The 13,840-nt window shown below is 69.4% G+C and carries 15 protein-coding genes; 6 read left to right on the forward strand and 9 right to left on the reverse strand.

Annotated elements, in window-relative coordinates; translation table 11 throughout:
* Nucleotides 1-212: 212 nt before the first annotated feature.
* The gene (locus ACXC9Q_RS36025; protein WP_457061117.1) at nt 213-1,061 is read right to left on the reverse strand and encodes an NAD-dependent epimerase/dehydratase family protein; all 849 of its coding nucleotides are present in this window, start codon (nt 1,059-1,061) and stop codon (nt 213-215) included.
* A 23-nt stretch (nt 1,062-1,084) separates the two neighbouring features.
* Between ACXC9Q_RS36025 and ACXC9Q_RS36030 the strand changes: the two genes are divergently transcribed.
* The gene (locus ACXC9Q_RS36030) at nt 1,085-2,242 is read left to right on the forward strand and encodes a pyridoxal phosphate-dependent aminotransferase (protein ID WP_457061118.1); all 1,158 of its coding nucleotides are present in this window, start codon (nt 1,085-1,087) and stop codon (nt 2,240-2,242) included.
* Here the strand turns inward: ACXC9Q_RS36030 and ACXC9Q_RS36035 are convergent.
* On the reverse strand, nt 2,235-3,575 hold the full coding sequence (locus ACXC9Q_RS36035; protein ID WP_457061119.1) for a sulfatase-like hydrolase/transferase: 1,341 nt from the start codon (nt 3,573-3,575) through the stop codon (nt 2,235-2,237). The genes ACXC9Q_RS36030 and ACXC9Q_RS36035 overlap by 8 nt on opposite strands.
* 97 nt (nt 3,576-3,672) lie before the next feature.
* Between ACXC9Q_RS36035 and ACXC9Q_RS36040 the strand changes: the two genes are divergently transcribed.
* Nucleotides 3,673-4,401 carry an alanyl-tRNA editing protein gene (locus ACXC9Q_RS36040; protein ID WP_457061120.1) on the forward strand — a complete coding sequence of 243 codons (729 nt, stop codon included), beginning with the start codon at nt 3,673-3,675 and terminating at the stop codon, nt 4,399-4,401.
* Nucleotides 4,402-4,461: 60 nt separating this feature from the next.
* Here the strand turns inward: ACXC9Q_RS36040 and ACXC9Q_RS36045 are convergent, their stop codons facing one another.
* A complete protein-coding gene (locus ACXC9Q_RS36045; RefSeq protein WP_457061121.1) occupies nt 4,462-4,836 on the reverse strand; it encodes a DUF5997 family protein in 375 nt (124 codons plus the stop codon).
* Between the two features lie 48 nt (nt 4,837-4,884).
* On the opposite strand from ACXC9Q_RS36045, the gene ACXC9Q_RS36050 reads away from it, so the two are divergent.
* A complete protein-coding gene (locus tag ACXC9Q_RS36050; protein WP_457061122.1) occupies nt 4,885-5,625 on the forward strand; it encodes a LysR substrate-binding domain-containing protein in 741 nt (246 codons plus the stop codon).
* 32 nt (nt 5,626-5,657) lie between these two features.
* Complete coding sequence (locus ACXC9Q_RS36055; RefSeq protein WP_457061123.1) at nt 5,658-6,176, forward strand: VOC family protein; 519 nt, start codon at nt 5,658-5,660, stop codon at nt 6,174-6,176.
* Between the two features lie 80 nt (nt 6,177-6,256).
* Here ACXC9Q_RS36055 and ACXC9Q_RS36060 read toward each other — a convergent pair whose 3' ends face one another.
* Complete coding sequence (locus ACXC9Q_RS36060) at nt 6,257-8,269, reverse strand: GMC oxidoreductase (protein WP_457061124.1); 2,013 nt, start codon at nt 8,267-8,269, stop codon at nt 6,257-6,259.
* 101 nt (nt 8,270-8,370) lie between these two features.
* On the opposite strand from ACXC9Q_RS36060, the gene ACXC9Q_RS36065 reads away from it, so the two are divergent.
* Nucleotides 8,371-9,468: an aldo/keto reductase gene (locus tag ACXC9Q_RS36065; protein WP_457061125.1), complete on the forward strand. Its 1,098-nt coding sequence runs from the start codon at nt 8,371-8,373 to the stop codon at nt 9,466-9,468.
* On the opposite strand, the gene ACXC9Q_RS36070 is transcribed toward ACXC9Q_RS36065, so the two are convergent.
* The 3 genes from ACXC9Q_RS36070 to ACXC9Q_RS36080 are packed head-to-tail and all read right to left on the reverse strand — an operon-like array spanning nt 9,455 to nt 12,032.
* The gene (locus ACXC9Q_RS36070; RefSeq protein ID WP_457061126.1) at nt 9,455-10,045 is read right to left on the reverse strand and encodes a TetR/AcrR family transcriptional regulator; all 591 of its coding nucleotides are present in this window, start codon (nt 10,043-10,045) and stop codon (nt 9,455-9,457) included. The genes ACXC9Q_RS36065 and ACXC9Q_RS36070 overlap by 14 nt on opposite strands.
* A 30-nt stretch (nt 10,046-10,075) precedes the next feature.
* A complete protein-coding gene (locus tag ACXC9Q_RS36075) occupies nt 10,076-11,020 on the reverse strand; it encodes an aldo/keto reductase (protein ID WP_457061127.1) in 945 nt (314 codons plus the stop codon).
* A gap of 1 nt (nt 11,021) precedes the next feature.
* Complete coding sequence (locus tag ACXC9Q_RS36080) at nt 11,022-12,032, reverse strand: hypothetical protein (protein ID WP_457061128.1); 1,011 nt, start codon at nt 12,030-12,032, stop codon at nt 11,022-11,024.
* A gap of 75 nt (nt 12,033-12,107) precedes the next feature.
* Between ACXC9Q_RS36080 and ACXC9Q_RS36085 the strand changes: the two genes are divergently transcribed.
* On the forward strand, nt 12,108-12,719 hold the full coding sequence (locus ACXC9Q_RS36085; protein WP_457061129.1) for a TetR/AcrR family transcriptional regulator: 612 nt from the start codon (nt 12,108-12,110) through the stop codon (nt 12,717-12,719).
* Here the strand turns inward: ACXC9Q_RS36085 and cpt are convergent.
* Together cpt and ACXC9Q_RS36095 are read right to left on the reverse strand one after the other, a co-directional pair.
* A complete protein-coding gene (gene cpt, locus ACXC9Q_RS36090) occupies nt 12,707-13,240 on the reverse strand; it encodes a chloramphenicol phosphotransferase CPT (RefSeq protein WP_457061130.1) in 534 nt (177 codons plus the stop codon). The genes ACXC9Q_RS36085 and cpt overlap by 13 nt on opposite strands.
* 10 nt (nt 13,241-13,250) lie before the next feature.
* A complete protein-coding gene (locus tag ACXC9Q_RS36095) occupies nt 13,251-13,838 on the reverse strand; it encodes a hypothetical protein (RefSeq protein ID WP_457061131.1) in 588 nt (195 codons plus the stop codon).
* Nucleotides 13,839-13,840 lie beyond the last annotated feature (2 nt).

Raw genomic sequence — 13,840 nt, forward strand, 5'->3', positions numbered from 1 at the left:
TGTCGACAGGACTCAAACAGTCCAGGAGGTATCAGTGCTCACCCACCAGCGGCTACCAGCCACCGAGTCTGTCACCAACCGACCCGATAACACCCATTAGGAAGTGTCCGCGTCGGACCGGCGGAAAGAGGCTGACCCGACCGACCGTCGGCTCCTTAGTGGACGTATACGTCCTGTCGATCTGCACATGCGGTGCGCCTGCGGATCCGGGGTCAGTCCCGCCAGGAGTGCTCGGGCTCGTAGCCGAGGAGCCGGCGTGCCTTGTCGATGGACAGGAGCGTCTCGTTCGGCCCGAACGGCCGCTTCACCGGTACGCCGGGGAACACCTCGGCGAGCAACTGCTCGTTCGGCCGGGACATCACCGTGTCCGCGTTGGCCACGATGAACACGTCTGTCCCGGTAAGGCCGTACTCGAGCGCCTTGCGGACCGCCTGGGCGCCGTCGCGGGCGTCGATGTAGCCCCAGAGGTTCCACTTGCGCGCGTGCGCGTCGGCGTTGAAGGACGGGAAGCGGACGTAGTCCTCGGGATACATCACGTTCGAGAACCGCAGGCCGATCAGCTTGAGGTCCGGATGCCACCGGCACAACTGCCGGGCCAGCTCCTCCTCGAGCGTCTTCACCAGCGAGTACGTGCTGTTCGGCCGCGGCGGGTAGTCCTCGTCCACAGGCACGTACGGCGGGAACTCGTCGAACGGCAGTCCGAGCACGGTCTCGCTGGACGCCCACACGATGTTCCGGACGCCGGCCCGCAGCGCCGCCGAGAACACGTTGTAGGTGGCAGTCATGTTGTTCTGGAACGTCGCCGCGTTCGGCCGCAGCCCGGGCGCCGGGATCGCGGCCAGGTGCACCACTGCGTCGACCCCGTCGTGCCGGTCGTCGATCCCGGCGATCGCCTCGTAGGTCTGACCGAAATCGGTCAGGTCGAGCCGCGTCGACGCCACATCGGCCCGCGCCGGCGCGGCCTGGTCGAGGGCGACCACGTCCCAGCCGTGGTCCGTGAGGTGATCGACCACCGCCCGGCCGAGCTTGCCGCTGCTCCCGGTCACCGCTACTCGTGTCATGCGTTCAGACTAGGGTGGAGCCTGTGAAGCTTGCTGGGCGGATGGAACGTCTCGGGACCGAGTCTGCGTTCGAGGTGCTGGCCAAGGCGAAGGCGCTGGAGGCGAGTGGGCGGGAGGTCGTGCATCTCGAGATCGGGGAGCCGGACTTCGACACTCCGGAGCACGTGATCGCCGCCGCGCAGCAGGCCCTGGACAAGGGCTTCACGCACTACGTGCCGGCGCCCGGGATCCCGGAGTTGCGGACCGCCGTCACGGAGTTCCTCGAGCGCACCGGCCGGATGACGACCACGCCGGATCGGGTGCTGATCACGCCGGGCGCCAAGCCCATCATGTTCTTCACGATCATGGCGTTGTGCGAGGAGGGCGACGAGGTCCTCTACCCCGACCCCGGCTTCCCGATGTACGCGTCGATCGCCGCGTTCGCCGGCGCGAAGCCGGTGCCGGTGCCGCTGCGCGAGGAGAACGGGTTCGTCATCGATCCCGACGAACTGCGGTCGCTCGTCACCGACCGGACCAAGCTGCTGATCCTCAACTCCCCGCACAACCCGTGCGGCAGCGCGTCGACCCCCGAGCAACTGCGGGCGATCGCCGAGATCGCGATCGAGCACGACCTCGTCGTTCTCAGCGATGAGGTCTACTGGGCGCTGCGCTACGACGGCGATCACCACAGCGTCCTCGACCTCGACGGGATGGCCGAGCGGACCATCCTCCTCGACGGCTGGTCGAAGACGTTCGCGATGACCGGCTGGCGGCTCGGCTTCGGCGTCTTCCCGCAGCCTCTGGTCGAGCCGGTGACCCGCCTGCTGATCAACTCGGTCTCGTGTACGTCGGCCTTCAGCCAGTACGCCGCCATTGCCGCCCTCGAAGGCCCGTGGGACGACGTCGACCGGATGCTCGAAGCCTTCCGCGAACGCCGCGAGGTCATCGTCTCCGGCCTGAACGCCGTACCAGGCGTCTCCTGCGTCGAGCCCGGCGGCGCGTTCTACGCCTTCCCCAACATCAGCGAGCTCGGCCAGTCCGCCGCCACCCTCGCCGACCGCCTCCTCGACGAAGCCGGAGTCGCCGTCCTTCCCGGCACGTCCTTCGGTGAGTACGGCGAGAACCACCTGCGCTTCTCCTACGCGAACTCGGTCGACAACATCCGCCGCGCTCTCGACGCCTTCACGGCACTCGTCAGCTGAAGGCCTCCGCCGGGTGGATGAGCCGTTGTCCCGACGGACGCTCAGGGCTGGGCGTGATGGCCGGGACACTCTCTCCCGCGTCGGTCATCCGCCGCGCGAGCCGCTCGCGAAGCCGCTCGGCGACGTGCGCGTGCGACTGGTAGCCGATCAGGTTGTCGAGCTCGTCCGGGTCCGCCATCAGGTCGTAGAGATACGCCTCGTCGTACCGATCGGCGCCGGGACCGTCGTCCGGCGCGGTCACGCCGTACTTCCACCGCTGGGTGCGTACGGCACGAGCCGTCTCCGACTCACTGACCTGCACGAAGATGTCGTCGGGCCACTCGGCGGTGCGATCGTGCAGCAGCGGCACCACGGACCTGCCCTGCAGCCCGTCCGGCACCGGTAGGCCGGCCGCGTCGAGAAGCGTCGGCACGAGATCGATGTGGCTGATCAGCTGGTTCACCTGACCGCCGCCGGTGAAGACACCGCCGGTCGCCACTGTCGGCACGCGGATCGACGCGTCGTGGACCGACCGCTTGTACTCGTCATTGCGCGTCTTGAAGTGATTCCCGTGATCGGAGGTGAACAGCACGATCGTGTCGTCGCGCAGCCCGAGACTGGTCATTGCCTCCAGCAACCGTCCGTACGCCTCGTCGATCCGCTTGATCATCCCGTGGTACCCGGGCAACTGCCGGTGCGCCGTCCCACCGAGGGTCGCGAGGTCAGGCGGCGTCCACGCCCCGCGGTAGCGCTCGGCGTACCCCTCGGGCGCGGGATAGTCGTCCCGCCGGTTCTGGTGATGCGGTTCGAGCAACGACACGAACAGGAAGAACGGTTCCTCCCGCGGTACGGCGACGTACCGGATGGCGGCGTCCGTCACCGCGTCGACCCGGTACCCGGGCAGCTTCACCCGCGCCCCGGTCCCGTCGTACACGATCGTGTCGTAAGCGTCCGACGTGTGCTCGAGCGCGTTGGCCGCGAGCCAGTAGTCGTAGCCGCCGCGGTAGCGCGGGTCGACCGGTCCACGCGACGCCGGGTCGCCGAGATGCCACTTGCCGATGTACGCCGTTTCGTAGCCGGCGGCACCGAAGTGGTGCGCGATCGTCGTCGTGTCCTCCGGCAGCGGGATCCCGTTGCGCCATGGCCCGGCCGTCGTCGGATAGAGACCGGTCTGCAGCGTCGCGCGGGCCGGTGTGCACAGCGGTTGGCAGGTGAACGAGTTGGCGAAGTGTGTCCCGGCCCGACCGTTGCGGTCCAGATTCGGGGTGAGATCGAGCGGATTGCCGTGCAGGCCGGTGGTGTCCCAGCGCTGCTGATCGGTGAGGAAGACGACGACGTTCGGACGGGAAGGCATGGGGCCATTCTCATCGATTGGAGACCGCTTGCCGAACCGCGCCGACCGGAGGTCACGTCAACCCTTCACGTGGATCCGGCTGTGGCAGAGTGCGCTCATGGAGCTGCATGGGCATACGCATCGGCTGGATCTCGAGGATGCTTCGGTGCGGGAGTGGGATGCGACGGTGATCGGGGTCGATCCGGAGCGTGGGATCGTGCTCGACCGGTCCGCCTTCTACCCAGGTGGGGGCGGGCAGCCGCCGGATGAGGGTGTGCTGTTGTGGGGCGGGGTGCGGACCCGGATCGTGGGGACGGTCAAGGGGGACGATCTCTACCTGGTGCCGCAGGAGGGCGACCCGGTGCCGCCGGTCGGGACCGCCGTCCGCGGGGCGCTGGACGACGAGCGTCGTACGGCGTTGATGCGGACGCACTCCGGTTTGCACGTGCTGACCGGCGTGGTGTTCCGCGACTATGGCGCGCTGGTCACGGGCGGGAACATGGAGCCGCTCACCGCCCGGATGGACTTCGACTTGTCCGAGGTGCCGCCGGACTTCAAGGATCGCGTCGCCGAGGCGGTGAACGCGGAGATCCGGACCGATCGCCGGATCACGGTCAGCAACCTGCCCCGGGACGAGGCGTTCGCGATCCCGGACATCATCCGCACCGCGACGAACCTGCTGCCACCCGACATCGAGGTCGTGCGCATCGTCGATATCGACGGTCTGGACACCCAGGCCGACGGCGGCACGCACGTCGCCTCGACGGCGATGATCGGCCGGATGGACGTGGTCAAGATGGAGAGCAAGGGCCGCGGCTTCCGCCGCCTCCGCGTGCGCCTCAGCTGACCCGCGTACGACGAGACGACTGCCGGACCGCCTCGTCGCCGCCTGCTCGCCGGAGGTCGGTCAGGAGCGCGCCTTCTTCTTCAGCTCGGCTTCTTGCCGGCGGACCTCGGCCTGCGTCGCACGTTCGTGCTCCAGCCAGTCCGGGTTCTCGGCCCGGATGGCCTCGATGTCGTCCGTGGTCAGCGCCTCGGTGATCCCGGCGCGAGCCAGGCCACTGATCGAGACTCCGAGCCTGGCCGCCACCACCGAGCGCGGGTGCGGTCCGGTCCGCCGCAGCTCGCGCAGCCATTCGGGCGGCTCCGCCTGCAGCGCATTCAGCTCGTCGCGCGACACGACGCCCTCCTGGAACTCGGCAGGGGTGGCCGGGAGGTACACGTCCAGCTTCTTCGCCGCCGTCGCGGGCTTCATCGTCTGGGGTGTCTTGCGCGATGTCATGGCAGCAGCGTAGTCCGTGCCCTGATCACGCCCGGTAACCTGACTGCCGTGACCGGACAATCCTCCTTCCGGCTGGGCTATGTGCCCGGCGTGACACCCGCCAAGTGGGTGCGGATCTGGACGGAGCGGCTGCCCCGGGTCCCGCTGGAGCTGATCCAGGTCGCCGCCGCCGACGCGCCCGCACTGGTCCGCGGCGGCGAGGCCGACGCCGTCCTGCTCCGGCTGCCGATCGACCGCGACGGACTGCACGCGATTCCCTTGTACGTCGAGCAGACGGTGGTCGTGGTCCCGAACGACCACGTGGTCACGGCGGCCGACGAGGTGACCACCGCGGATCTCTCGGACGAACTCATGCTGTACCCGCTGGACGACGTCCTCGGCTGGGATCACCCACCGGGGCGAATCATCGGCGAACGTCCGGCCGGCACCGCGGACGCCGTCGCGTTGGTTGCCATGGGCACCGGGTTGCTCGTCGTACCGCAGTCGCTGGCCCGGCTGCACCACCGCAAGGACCTCACCTACCGGCCGCTCACCGACGCGCCGGAGTCAGAGGTCGCGCTGTCCTGGCGCGACGACGACACCTCGGAGCTGGTGGAGCAGTTCATCGGCATCGTCCGCGGCCGGACGGTCAACAGCACTCGCGGCCCGGCTCCGGCCGAGAAGCCGGCCAAGACCGCGGCGAAGAAGTCGGCCCAGAAGAGCGCGCAGAAGAGCGGGCAGAAGAGCGGGCAGAAGACCGGCAAGCAGGCTCCCGCCGGCGGGCGGCGCAAGCCGTCGCGCCGACGCTAGTATTCGGTTGAGTTCTCAACTACCATACCCTCATGGCGATCTTCCGGTTGAATCACGCGGTGCTGTACGTCCGGGACGTGGCCGAGAGCGTCGCGTTCTACCGGGACGTGCTCGGCTTCGGCTACACCGAGGGCGGTGACACGCTGCAGGGCGCGGCCTTCCTCCGGGCGCCGGGGTCGACCAACGACCACGATCTCGGGCTGTTCCAGATCGGATCGGAGGCCGGGCCGTCCGGTGCCGGCCGATCGACGGTCGGCCTCTACCACCTCGCCTGGGAGGTGGACACGCTCGGCGACCTCGAGGATCTGGCCACGACGCTGAGCGAGCACGGCGCCCTGGTCGGCGCGTCCGACCACGGTACGACGAAGTCGCTGTACGGCAAGGACCCGAACGGACTCGAGTTCGAGATCGTCTGGATCATCCCGGCGGACCTGCTCACCGACGAGGACCGGCAGAAGGCCGGCGTCGCGCGGCTGGACCTGGCCGCCGAGGTCGCCAAGTACGGCCGCGACGCCCGCAGCGGCGTCGGCATCTCCCGCATCCTCGGCTGACCCCAGCCATCTCCCGTCGCGGCGTCTCCCGTCGCCGCGTCTCCCGTCGTTTGCGTCCGAAGATCCGAGGGTCAGGACCCTCACTTCTTCGGTCGTAAGGGGATTTTGCTGAGGTGGTGGGCGATCCGGAGTGAGCCGGCCAGCACGGTCAGCACCGGGTTCACTCCCCCGTTCGTCACGTGCACCGATGCGTCGGCGATCCAGACGTTGTCGTGTCCCCACACCCGCCCGTACGGATCGGTGACCGACCGGGCCGGATCGTCGCCCATCCGGCACGTCCCGGCCTGGTGCTGCCCGCTGCTCGCCCGTCCCAGCGTGCCGACCTGACCAACGGCCGTCCGCACCGCGCCGGCCTCCTCCAGCCACTGCCGGGCCTTCGCGCTCATGAAGCCGTGCGCCCGCACATCCTCCGGATGGATCGACCCACTGATCACGACCACCGGGTTCCCGAAGCGATCGAGGACGCGGGGATCGACCCGGACCCGCGACTCCGCCGACGACACCTCCTGGATCGGCCCGACCACGCGCAGCATCCGCCGCGACTCGCGCCGCATCGCCGCCTTCCCCGCAGCCCCGGCGCGCGGGATCAGCCCGGCACCGGCCAGATAGTCGTACGTCGCGGCCGGCGTCGGCACGAACTCGTTGGCCAGCATCCCGCCACCGACGATCCCGTCGTTGCCATGCCGGAAGTCGCAGGTCGCGATCGACGCCCCGGGCCCGACCAGGTCCATCACCTCGTCGTCGAACAGTCCGGCCGCTCCGGCGTACACGTGGGCCTGGAGGTGCCTGCCGACCTGATCCTGGTTGTTGCCGAGGCCGTTCGGCTCGTGCTCGTGGGCGCTGTTCAGCAACAGCCGAGGCGTCTCGGAGGCACCGGCCGCGACCACCACCTCCGCACATTCCACAGTCCGTCGCCAGATCCCGCCGTACCCGTCGTCGGCGACCAGTGCGACGCCGTTGACCCGGCCGGACTGGTCGGTGACCAGACGCTCGGCTGTCGTCTCGGTGACCAGCGTGCAGCGACCAGTCGCCAGTGCGGCCGGCAGCGCGGTGTTGTGAGTGCCCGCCTTCGCCTCAACCGGGCAGGCGAAGCCAACGCACTGCCCGCACCGGACGCAGCCGGCCCGCCCTTGGTAGTCGACCGAGTTGATCAGCAGCGGTACGTCGAGAATCCCCCAACCCAACCGGTCAGCGGCCGCGGCGAGGCGGTCAGCCGGACCGGTCCTCGGCAGGGGTGGCATCGGCAGCGGGATCGACCGTGGCTCGTGCCACGGATCCGTTCCACCGCCGCTCACGCCGAACCGTTGCTCGGCCAACGAGTAGTACGGCTCGAGGTCGTCGTACGTGATCGGCCAGTCCGCCAGCGCGCTTCCCTCGGGTACGCCGTACGTCGTGGCCATCGTGAAGTCGCGCGGAACGAACCGCCACGCCTGCGCGCCGTACACCCGGGTGCCACCGCCGACCGTGAAGGCGTTGTTGCCCCAACCACCATCCGGCGGCAGCACCTGACTCGGTACGCCGTCGACCACGGCGATCCGTGGTCGCCCGTGCGGATCGGGGTCGGTCATGGCCGGCAGCCCAGCCACCGAGCGAGGGTTCCGCAGATGGTCGTGCGTCAGTGATGCCGTGGTCGGGTAGCGCCCGGTCTCCACCACCAGCACGGATCGCCCGGACTCGGCCAGCACCTGCGCCGCCGCTCCCCCGCCCGCACCCGAGCCGATCACGACACAGTCGTACCGATCCGCCAGCGCCGACCGCGGTGTAATCGTCAGCTCGGTCTCAACTGCCGGAAAGTCGCCTGTCTGCCAGCCGACCATCGCCCACGCCGCCGGCTCCGCGTAGTACCCCTGCTGCACCAGCCGCACGAGCCAAGCACCGTCATCGTCCGCGAGCACCGCCTCGAGATCGGGCTCCGGCCCGGCCACCTCCAGCGCCCGCTCCACCCGCGCACGCCAGTCCGGCCGATCGAGCGTCAGCACCCGCTCGATGAACTCCACCGCCCCGGCCTCTGCCGCCGACGGGAAATCGTCCCTCGGTACGGCGAGTTCCGCCAGCCGCTCCAGCACCATCCGCTGCTGCTCAGACAATCGCACCGTCCAACCCAACCAGACGTAGCCTCTGCTGTCGTGGGCGACCTCTTCGTCCGGACAAGTTTGTACTTGCCAGTCCACTTTCGCCGAGCCACGCTGTGAGCATGGCACTTGATGACTATTACCTGCTCGGCCGGTCGGGACTCCGTGTCAGCAGGCTGGCTCTGGGCACGATGAACTTCGGGACGGCCGGCTTCCACGCGCCGTACGGGAAGACCGAGGACGAGGCACGGGCGATCTTCCGCGCGTACGTCGATGCCGGCGGCAACTTTCTCGACACGGCCGACTTCTACACCGCGGGCGAGAGCGAGCGGATCCTCGGCAAGTTGATCGCGGAGTCCGGGATCCGCGAGCGGATGGTGCTCACCACCAAGGCGACCAACAGTGTCGACCCCGGCGACCCGAACGCGGGCGGCAACGGCCGCAAGCATCTGATCCGCGCGGTCGAGGCGTCCCTGCGCCGCCTCGGCACCGACTACCTCGACCTCTTCCTGCTGCACACGTGGGACCGGATCACCCCGGTCGAAGAGGTCCTGCGCACGCTCGACGACCTCACCCGGGCCGGCAAGATCCGGTACGCCGGGCTGTCCGACGTACCGGCCTGGTACGCCGCTCGCGCGCAGACCCTCGCGGACGCGCACGCGATGACGCCGATGGTCAACCTGCAACTGCCGTATTCGTTGGTCGAGCGGACGATCGAGACCGAGCATGTCCCGGTCGGGCAGCAGCTCGGGCTCGGGATCACGGCGTGGAGTCCGCTCGGCAGCGGGTTCCTGACCGGGAAGTACCGGCGGGACGACGCACAAGGCGTGGCCGGCGACGGGCGTCTCACCGGCGATGGCGCGCCGGTGCGGGCGTGGTCCGAGCGGCACTGGGACCTCTTGAAGACAGTGGAGTCGGTGGCGGACAAGCTCGGTGTGACGATGGCCCAGGTCGCCATCAACTGGGTCGCGACGCAGCCCGGGATCGCTTCCGCGATCGTCGGTGCGAGCAGCCCCGAGCAACTGCAGGCCAGCATGAAGGCCCTCGACTTCGAGCTGCCGGACGAGCTCCGGACCGCACTCGACGAGGCCAGCGCCGTACCGCCGGAGTCGGTCTACCGGATGTTCACGCCGGCGTACCAGGGCTGGCTGGTCAACCCGGATGCGAAGGTCGCCGACAAGCCGGCCGGCTACCGCCCGCCGGTGCTCAACTGGAACTAGCGCGCAGGTAGTCCAGGCACAGATCCAAGGCGTACTCGAGATGCTGGGCCGAGCCGCTCGACATCAGGATGGCGACGCCGCCCTGGATCGAGGCGACCAGCGCCGCGGAGGCACGGGCGGGATCCACGTCGGACCGGATCTCGCCCGCGGCCTTCATGTCCTCGATACCGGCCTGGATCCGGCGCTGCCACTGCGAGAGCAGCTTGGCGGTGACCGCCTGCGCCGCTGGGGTGTGCCGGCCGATCTCAGTGATCAGTACGCCGAGTGGGCAGTTCACCCCTTGGCGCCGGTACTTCTCGACGACGGCATCACGCCACTCGTGCCAGGCGTCCCACGAGGTCAGCTGCCCGAGGTGCGGCTCCTGATCCTCCAGCACCTGATCGGCCTCGCGCTCCGCCACCGCCAGCAGCAACTGCTCCCTGCCGTCCGGGAAATAATGGAACAGCTGGCTCTTGCCGGTCCGGCTCCGCCGCCCGACGTCGTCCAGAGTCACCGCGGAGACCCCACGCTCCCGGATCTCGGCCGCGGCCGCCGCCACGATCCGCTCCCGCGTCGCCACACCCTTCGCCGTCAGCACACCAGTGACTGTACCTGCCGGTCCAATGAGCTACGTCGTGACCGGATGCGGACGGTACGGCGCCTCCACGCGGGCTCGCTCGTCGGAGGTCAGGGGCAGGTCCGCCGCGGCGACCGCGTCCTCGACGTGCTGGAGCTTCGTGGCTCCGACGATCGGCGCGGTCACGCCGGGAGCGCCCATCAGCCAGGCGAGCGCGACCTGTGCGGGTGCTACTTCGCGCTCGGCCGCGACCGCTCGGACGGCCTCCACCACCGCCAGGTCGCTCTCGCCGTACAGGTCGTCGGCGACCGGGTCGGCGCCGGATCTCGCCGTACCTCCGGTCCGGGCGAGCAGGCCGCGGGCCAGCGGGCTGTAGGGGATGACACCGACGCCCTGGTCGATGCAGAGCGGGATCATCTCGCGCTCCTCCTCGCGGTAGACCAGGTTGTAGTGGTTCTGCATCGAGACGAACGGGATCGGAGCCACCCGCTGCGCCTTCGCGAACTGCCAGGCGAACATGCTCGACGCGCCGAGGTACCGGACCTTGCCCGCGCGGACGACGTCCGCGAGCGCTTCCATCGTCTCCTCGATCGGCGTCTCGTCGTCCCACCGGTGGATCTGGTAGAGGTCGACGTACTCCGTGCCGAGCCGGCGCAGCGACGCGTCGATCGCGTCCAGGATGTGCTTGCGGGACAGGCCGCGATCGTTCGGGCCCGGGCCGGTCGGGTAGTACACCTTGGTCGCCAGCACGTAGTCCTCACGCCGGCCGAAGAACTTGCCCAGCAGCCGCCCGGTCAGCTCTTCCCCGGTCCCCTTGGAGTAGGCGTCGGCGGTGTCGAAGAACGTCACGCCGCCCTCGACGGCCCGCCGGACGATCGGGTCCGCGGCGTCCTCACCGAGATGCCACTCCCGCGCCCCGCCGGTGCCGAAGCTCATCATCCCCAGGCAGATCCGCGACACCCGCAGACCTGTCGCCCCAAGCCGGACCTGCTCCATCTCAGCGCCGCCCGTCGTTCAGCTCGGCGAACTTCCCGAACACCCGCTTCGGCGTCCACCGGCCGTCGTCGCCGACCGCGACCAGCCCGTACGACGACAGGTCGAGGTCGTGCTGTGGATCGTCGGGACGGTGCTGCAGTTCGTAGCCGGCGAAGCTGAACCAGAACGCAGCCGCGAGCTCGATCCGGTCGAACTCCTCGACGAGCTCCAACAGGTACTCCACTTGTTCCTCCTCGTCGCGCTCGTAGGTCCCGTTGATCGCCGGCGGGTCGGCACTCCGGTCGACGATCATCCAGCCCGAACCGCCGCGATCGGCCGCACCCCGATAGGCACAGCAGCCGAACTCGGTGACCGCTACCGGCTTGCCCCACTTCAGCCGGGCCTGCAGTTCGTCCCGGAAGTTCGCCGCGTTGGTAGCGTCGCGGTAGGCGTCGACACTGACGATGTCGAACAGCTCCCAATTCACGTCCTCCCACATCCCCGCGGCGTAGGTGATCCGGCCGCCGAACACCCCGCGGGCCGCCGCGACCAACTGCTGCTGGACCTCACCCCAGCGCGCCAGCCCGGCGAACAACTGCGCCATCTTCTCCTGATCGGTCCAGGTGGCCGGGTCGGCCATCGTCGCCAGCCGCTCCCCCGAGGTCTCGCCCGGCACGAAACCCTTGCAGAACACGGACAGCTCGCACCCCAGCACCAGTACGACGTCGCCCCGGCCGGACTGCCGCAGTATCTCCGCCCGGGCGCCGCAGTCGGTCAGGAACGCGATGAAGTCGTCCGGCTCCAGATCCATCGGGACCGGCGAGAACCACAGGTCGAGCCCGGCTTCCAAGGCCGCCTCCCCCGCGATCACCAACCGGTCCGGGTCGTTGCCCGACACCCGGACCGCCGGGACGTGCAGGTCGTTCGCGATCAGCCGCAGCTCGTCCCGGACCGTTCCGGCGTCGAATCGCGTGCGCGTGCTGCGGCCGTCGTACCGCAGGCCGGTGTCGTAGTTCACCCCAACAGGAAGCATGGTCAGCAGCGTAGCAACCAATCTCATACTCAGTACATCTTTTTATCGGGTATGACTCCACCTATCCTGACGCCTGTGGACCAGCACGCACCGCACGGCCGCCGGGAGCGGAAGAAGGCCGAGCTCCGGACGCGGATCTCCGAGGTCGCCACCACGCTCTTCCTGGAGCGTGGCTTCGACGACGTCTCGGTGTCGGAGGTCGCCGAGGCCGCCGACGTGGCCCGGCCGACCGTCTTCGCGCATTTCCCGCGCAAGGAGGACATGCTGTTCGACCGCTATCCGGAGGCGGAGTTCCTGGTCGTTGCGGCGGTCACCGACCGCACGCCCGGCACCTCCGCGGTGGCGGCGCTCTCCACCCTGCTGGTCGACCTGGCCGATGCGGGGCATCCGCTGGCCGCGATGCGCGGCCAGTTCGCCCGCTTCTGGGAAGTTGTCGCGTCGTCACGGGCTCTGCAGTCCCGGGCCCGCGAGCTGCTCGACCACCTCGAACAGGCGATCGCCGCCGCGATGGATCGCACCGAGGTCCCCGACGCGCGGCTCACCGCGGCCCTCACGGTCGCCGCCTACCGCACCGTGCACCTCGAGTCGGTACGGCGAATCCTGGCGGGCGACGACGCCGACGAGGTCGCCGCCGATCACCGCCGGCGCATCGGCACCGCACTCGCGCGGGTGGACTACCTGAGGTAGCCGGCGATCGTACGGGCGCAGTCGATGGATTCGGCGTGGGCGCTGTCGACCTCGACGTCGTACTTCACGCCCTCGTGGACGACCAGCGCCTGCTGCGCGGCCATGCCGACGGCCCGGTCGCCCCGGGCGAGCTCGCGACCCGCCACGACCTCGGGCGCGCACCGGACGCCGACCCAGAGCGTCTCGAGGTCACCGATCGCGTCGCGCCACCGCTGCTGCGAGACCGCGCCGCCCAGGAAGACGTCGTCGATGATCACCCGGCCCCCCGCCCGGCAGATCGCGACCATCCCGGTCACCCACGCCGCCTCCAGCTCCCGGAACGCCGGCCCGACCGAGACCGCGCCGTCCGGGCCGATCTCAATCCCGTCCGCCGCACCTTCCATCGCCGCCGGCATCGCATCGACGAAGTCGTCCACACTGAAGGCCAGCCACGGCTCGTCCAGCACTGCCTGAAGACACCGCACGATCCCGGTCTTCCCGGAGCTGGATCCACCGTTGATGATCACCAAGCGAGCCGTCACGGATGCCAGGCTAGTGGTTCGCCGCTGGTGGCCTCGACGGATTTGTCCGGGCGGGTCTCCGACCGGCGGCCGGCGCCGCCGCCGTTCGGGCCGACGTTGATCTGCTGATCAAGGGGGAGCCGGTCAGCTCCCAGGTCGTCGGGCTCAGCCCATCGTCGGTGATGTCGTACTGAACGGTGCTGTCGGCGCTCCACCCGCCGCTGGGCAGCGTGCCTGACTTCGTCGTGCCGAGGGACACGCTGCCTGAATACTGCGCGTTCACCGAGCCGGTGTAGTAGCTGCTGTTGTAGCTCTGCTCGCCGTCGTTCCGCTCGAGGCGGATGGAGACCCAGAGCATGTTGACGCGCGTGCCGCCGATGTAGCCGAGATTTCCCGACCAGCTGAAGTAGGCCATGGCTGTCCGGTAGGTGCCGGATCCGCTCACGCACAGCTTGACGGTCAGCTTGACGTCAGGCTTGCCGGGCAGATTGAGACTCCTGGTGTTCGTCGTGCACTCGGTCGCCGCACTGGCCGGCGCGACACCCACGGTCGCCGCACCCGCCAGCGCCAGCGATCCCGCCACAACCGCGGTCCCCAGGGACCTGATGACTTTCCTCACAA

It is taken from the genome of Kribbella sp. CWNU-51, assembly GCF_054073265.1.

Excerpts from the sequence above, each read along its gene's own strand:
- ACXC9Q_RS36025 (WP_457061117.1), bottom strand. The coding sequence starts at position 1,061 with ATGACACGAGTAGCGGTGACCGGGAGCAGCGGCAAGCTCGGCCGGGCG.
- ACXC9Q_RS36035 (WP_457061119.1), bottom strand. The coding sequence starts at position 3,575 with ATGCCTTCCCGTCCGAACGTCGTCGTCTTCCTCACCGATCAGCAGCGC.
- ACXC9Q_RS36040 (WP_457061120.1), top strand. The coding sequence starts at position 3,673 with ATGGAGCTGCATGGGCATACGCATCGGCTGGATCTCGAGGATGCTTCG.
- ACXC9Q_RS36045 (WP_457061121.1), bottom strand. The coding sequence starts at position 4,836 with ATGACATCGCGCAAGACACCCCAGACGATGAAGCCCGCGACGGCGGCG.
- ACXC9Q_RS36055 (WP_457061123.1), top strand. The coding sequence starts at position 5,658 with ATGGCGATCTTCCGGTTGAATCACGCGGTGCTGTACGTCCGGGACGTG.
- ACXC9Q_RS36065 (WP_457061125.1), top strand. The coding sequence starts at position 8,371 with ATGGCACTTGATGACTATTACCTGCTCGGCCGGTCGGGACTCCGTGTC.
- ACXC9Q_RS36075 (WP_457061127.1), bottom strand. The coding sequence starts at position 11,020 with ATGGAGCAGGTCCGGCTTGGGGCGACAGGTCTGCGGGTGTCGCGGATC.
- ACXC9Q_RS36080 (WP_457061128.1), bottom strand. The coding sequence starts at position 12,032 with ATGCTTCCTGTTGGGGTGAACTACGACACCGGCCTGCGGTACGACGGC.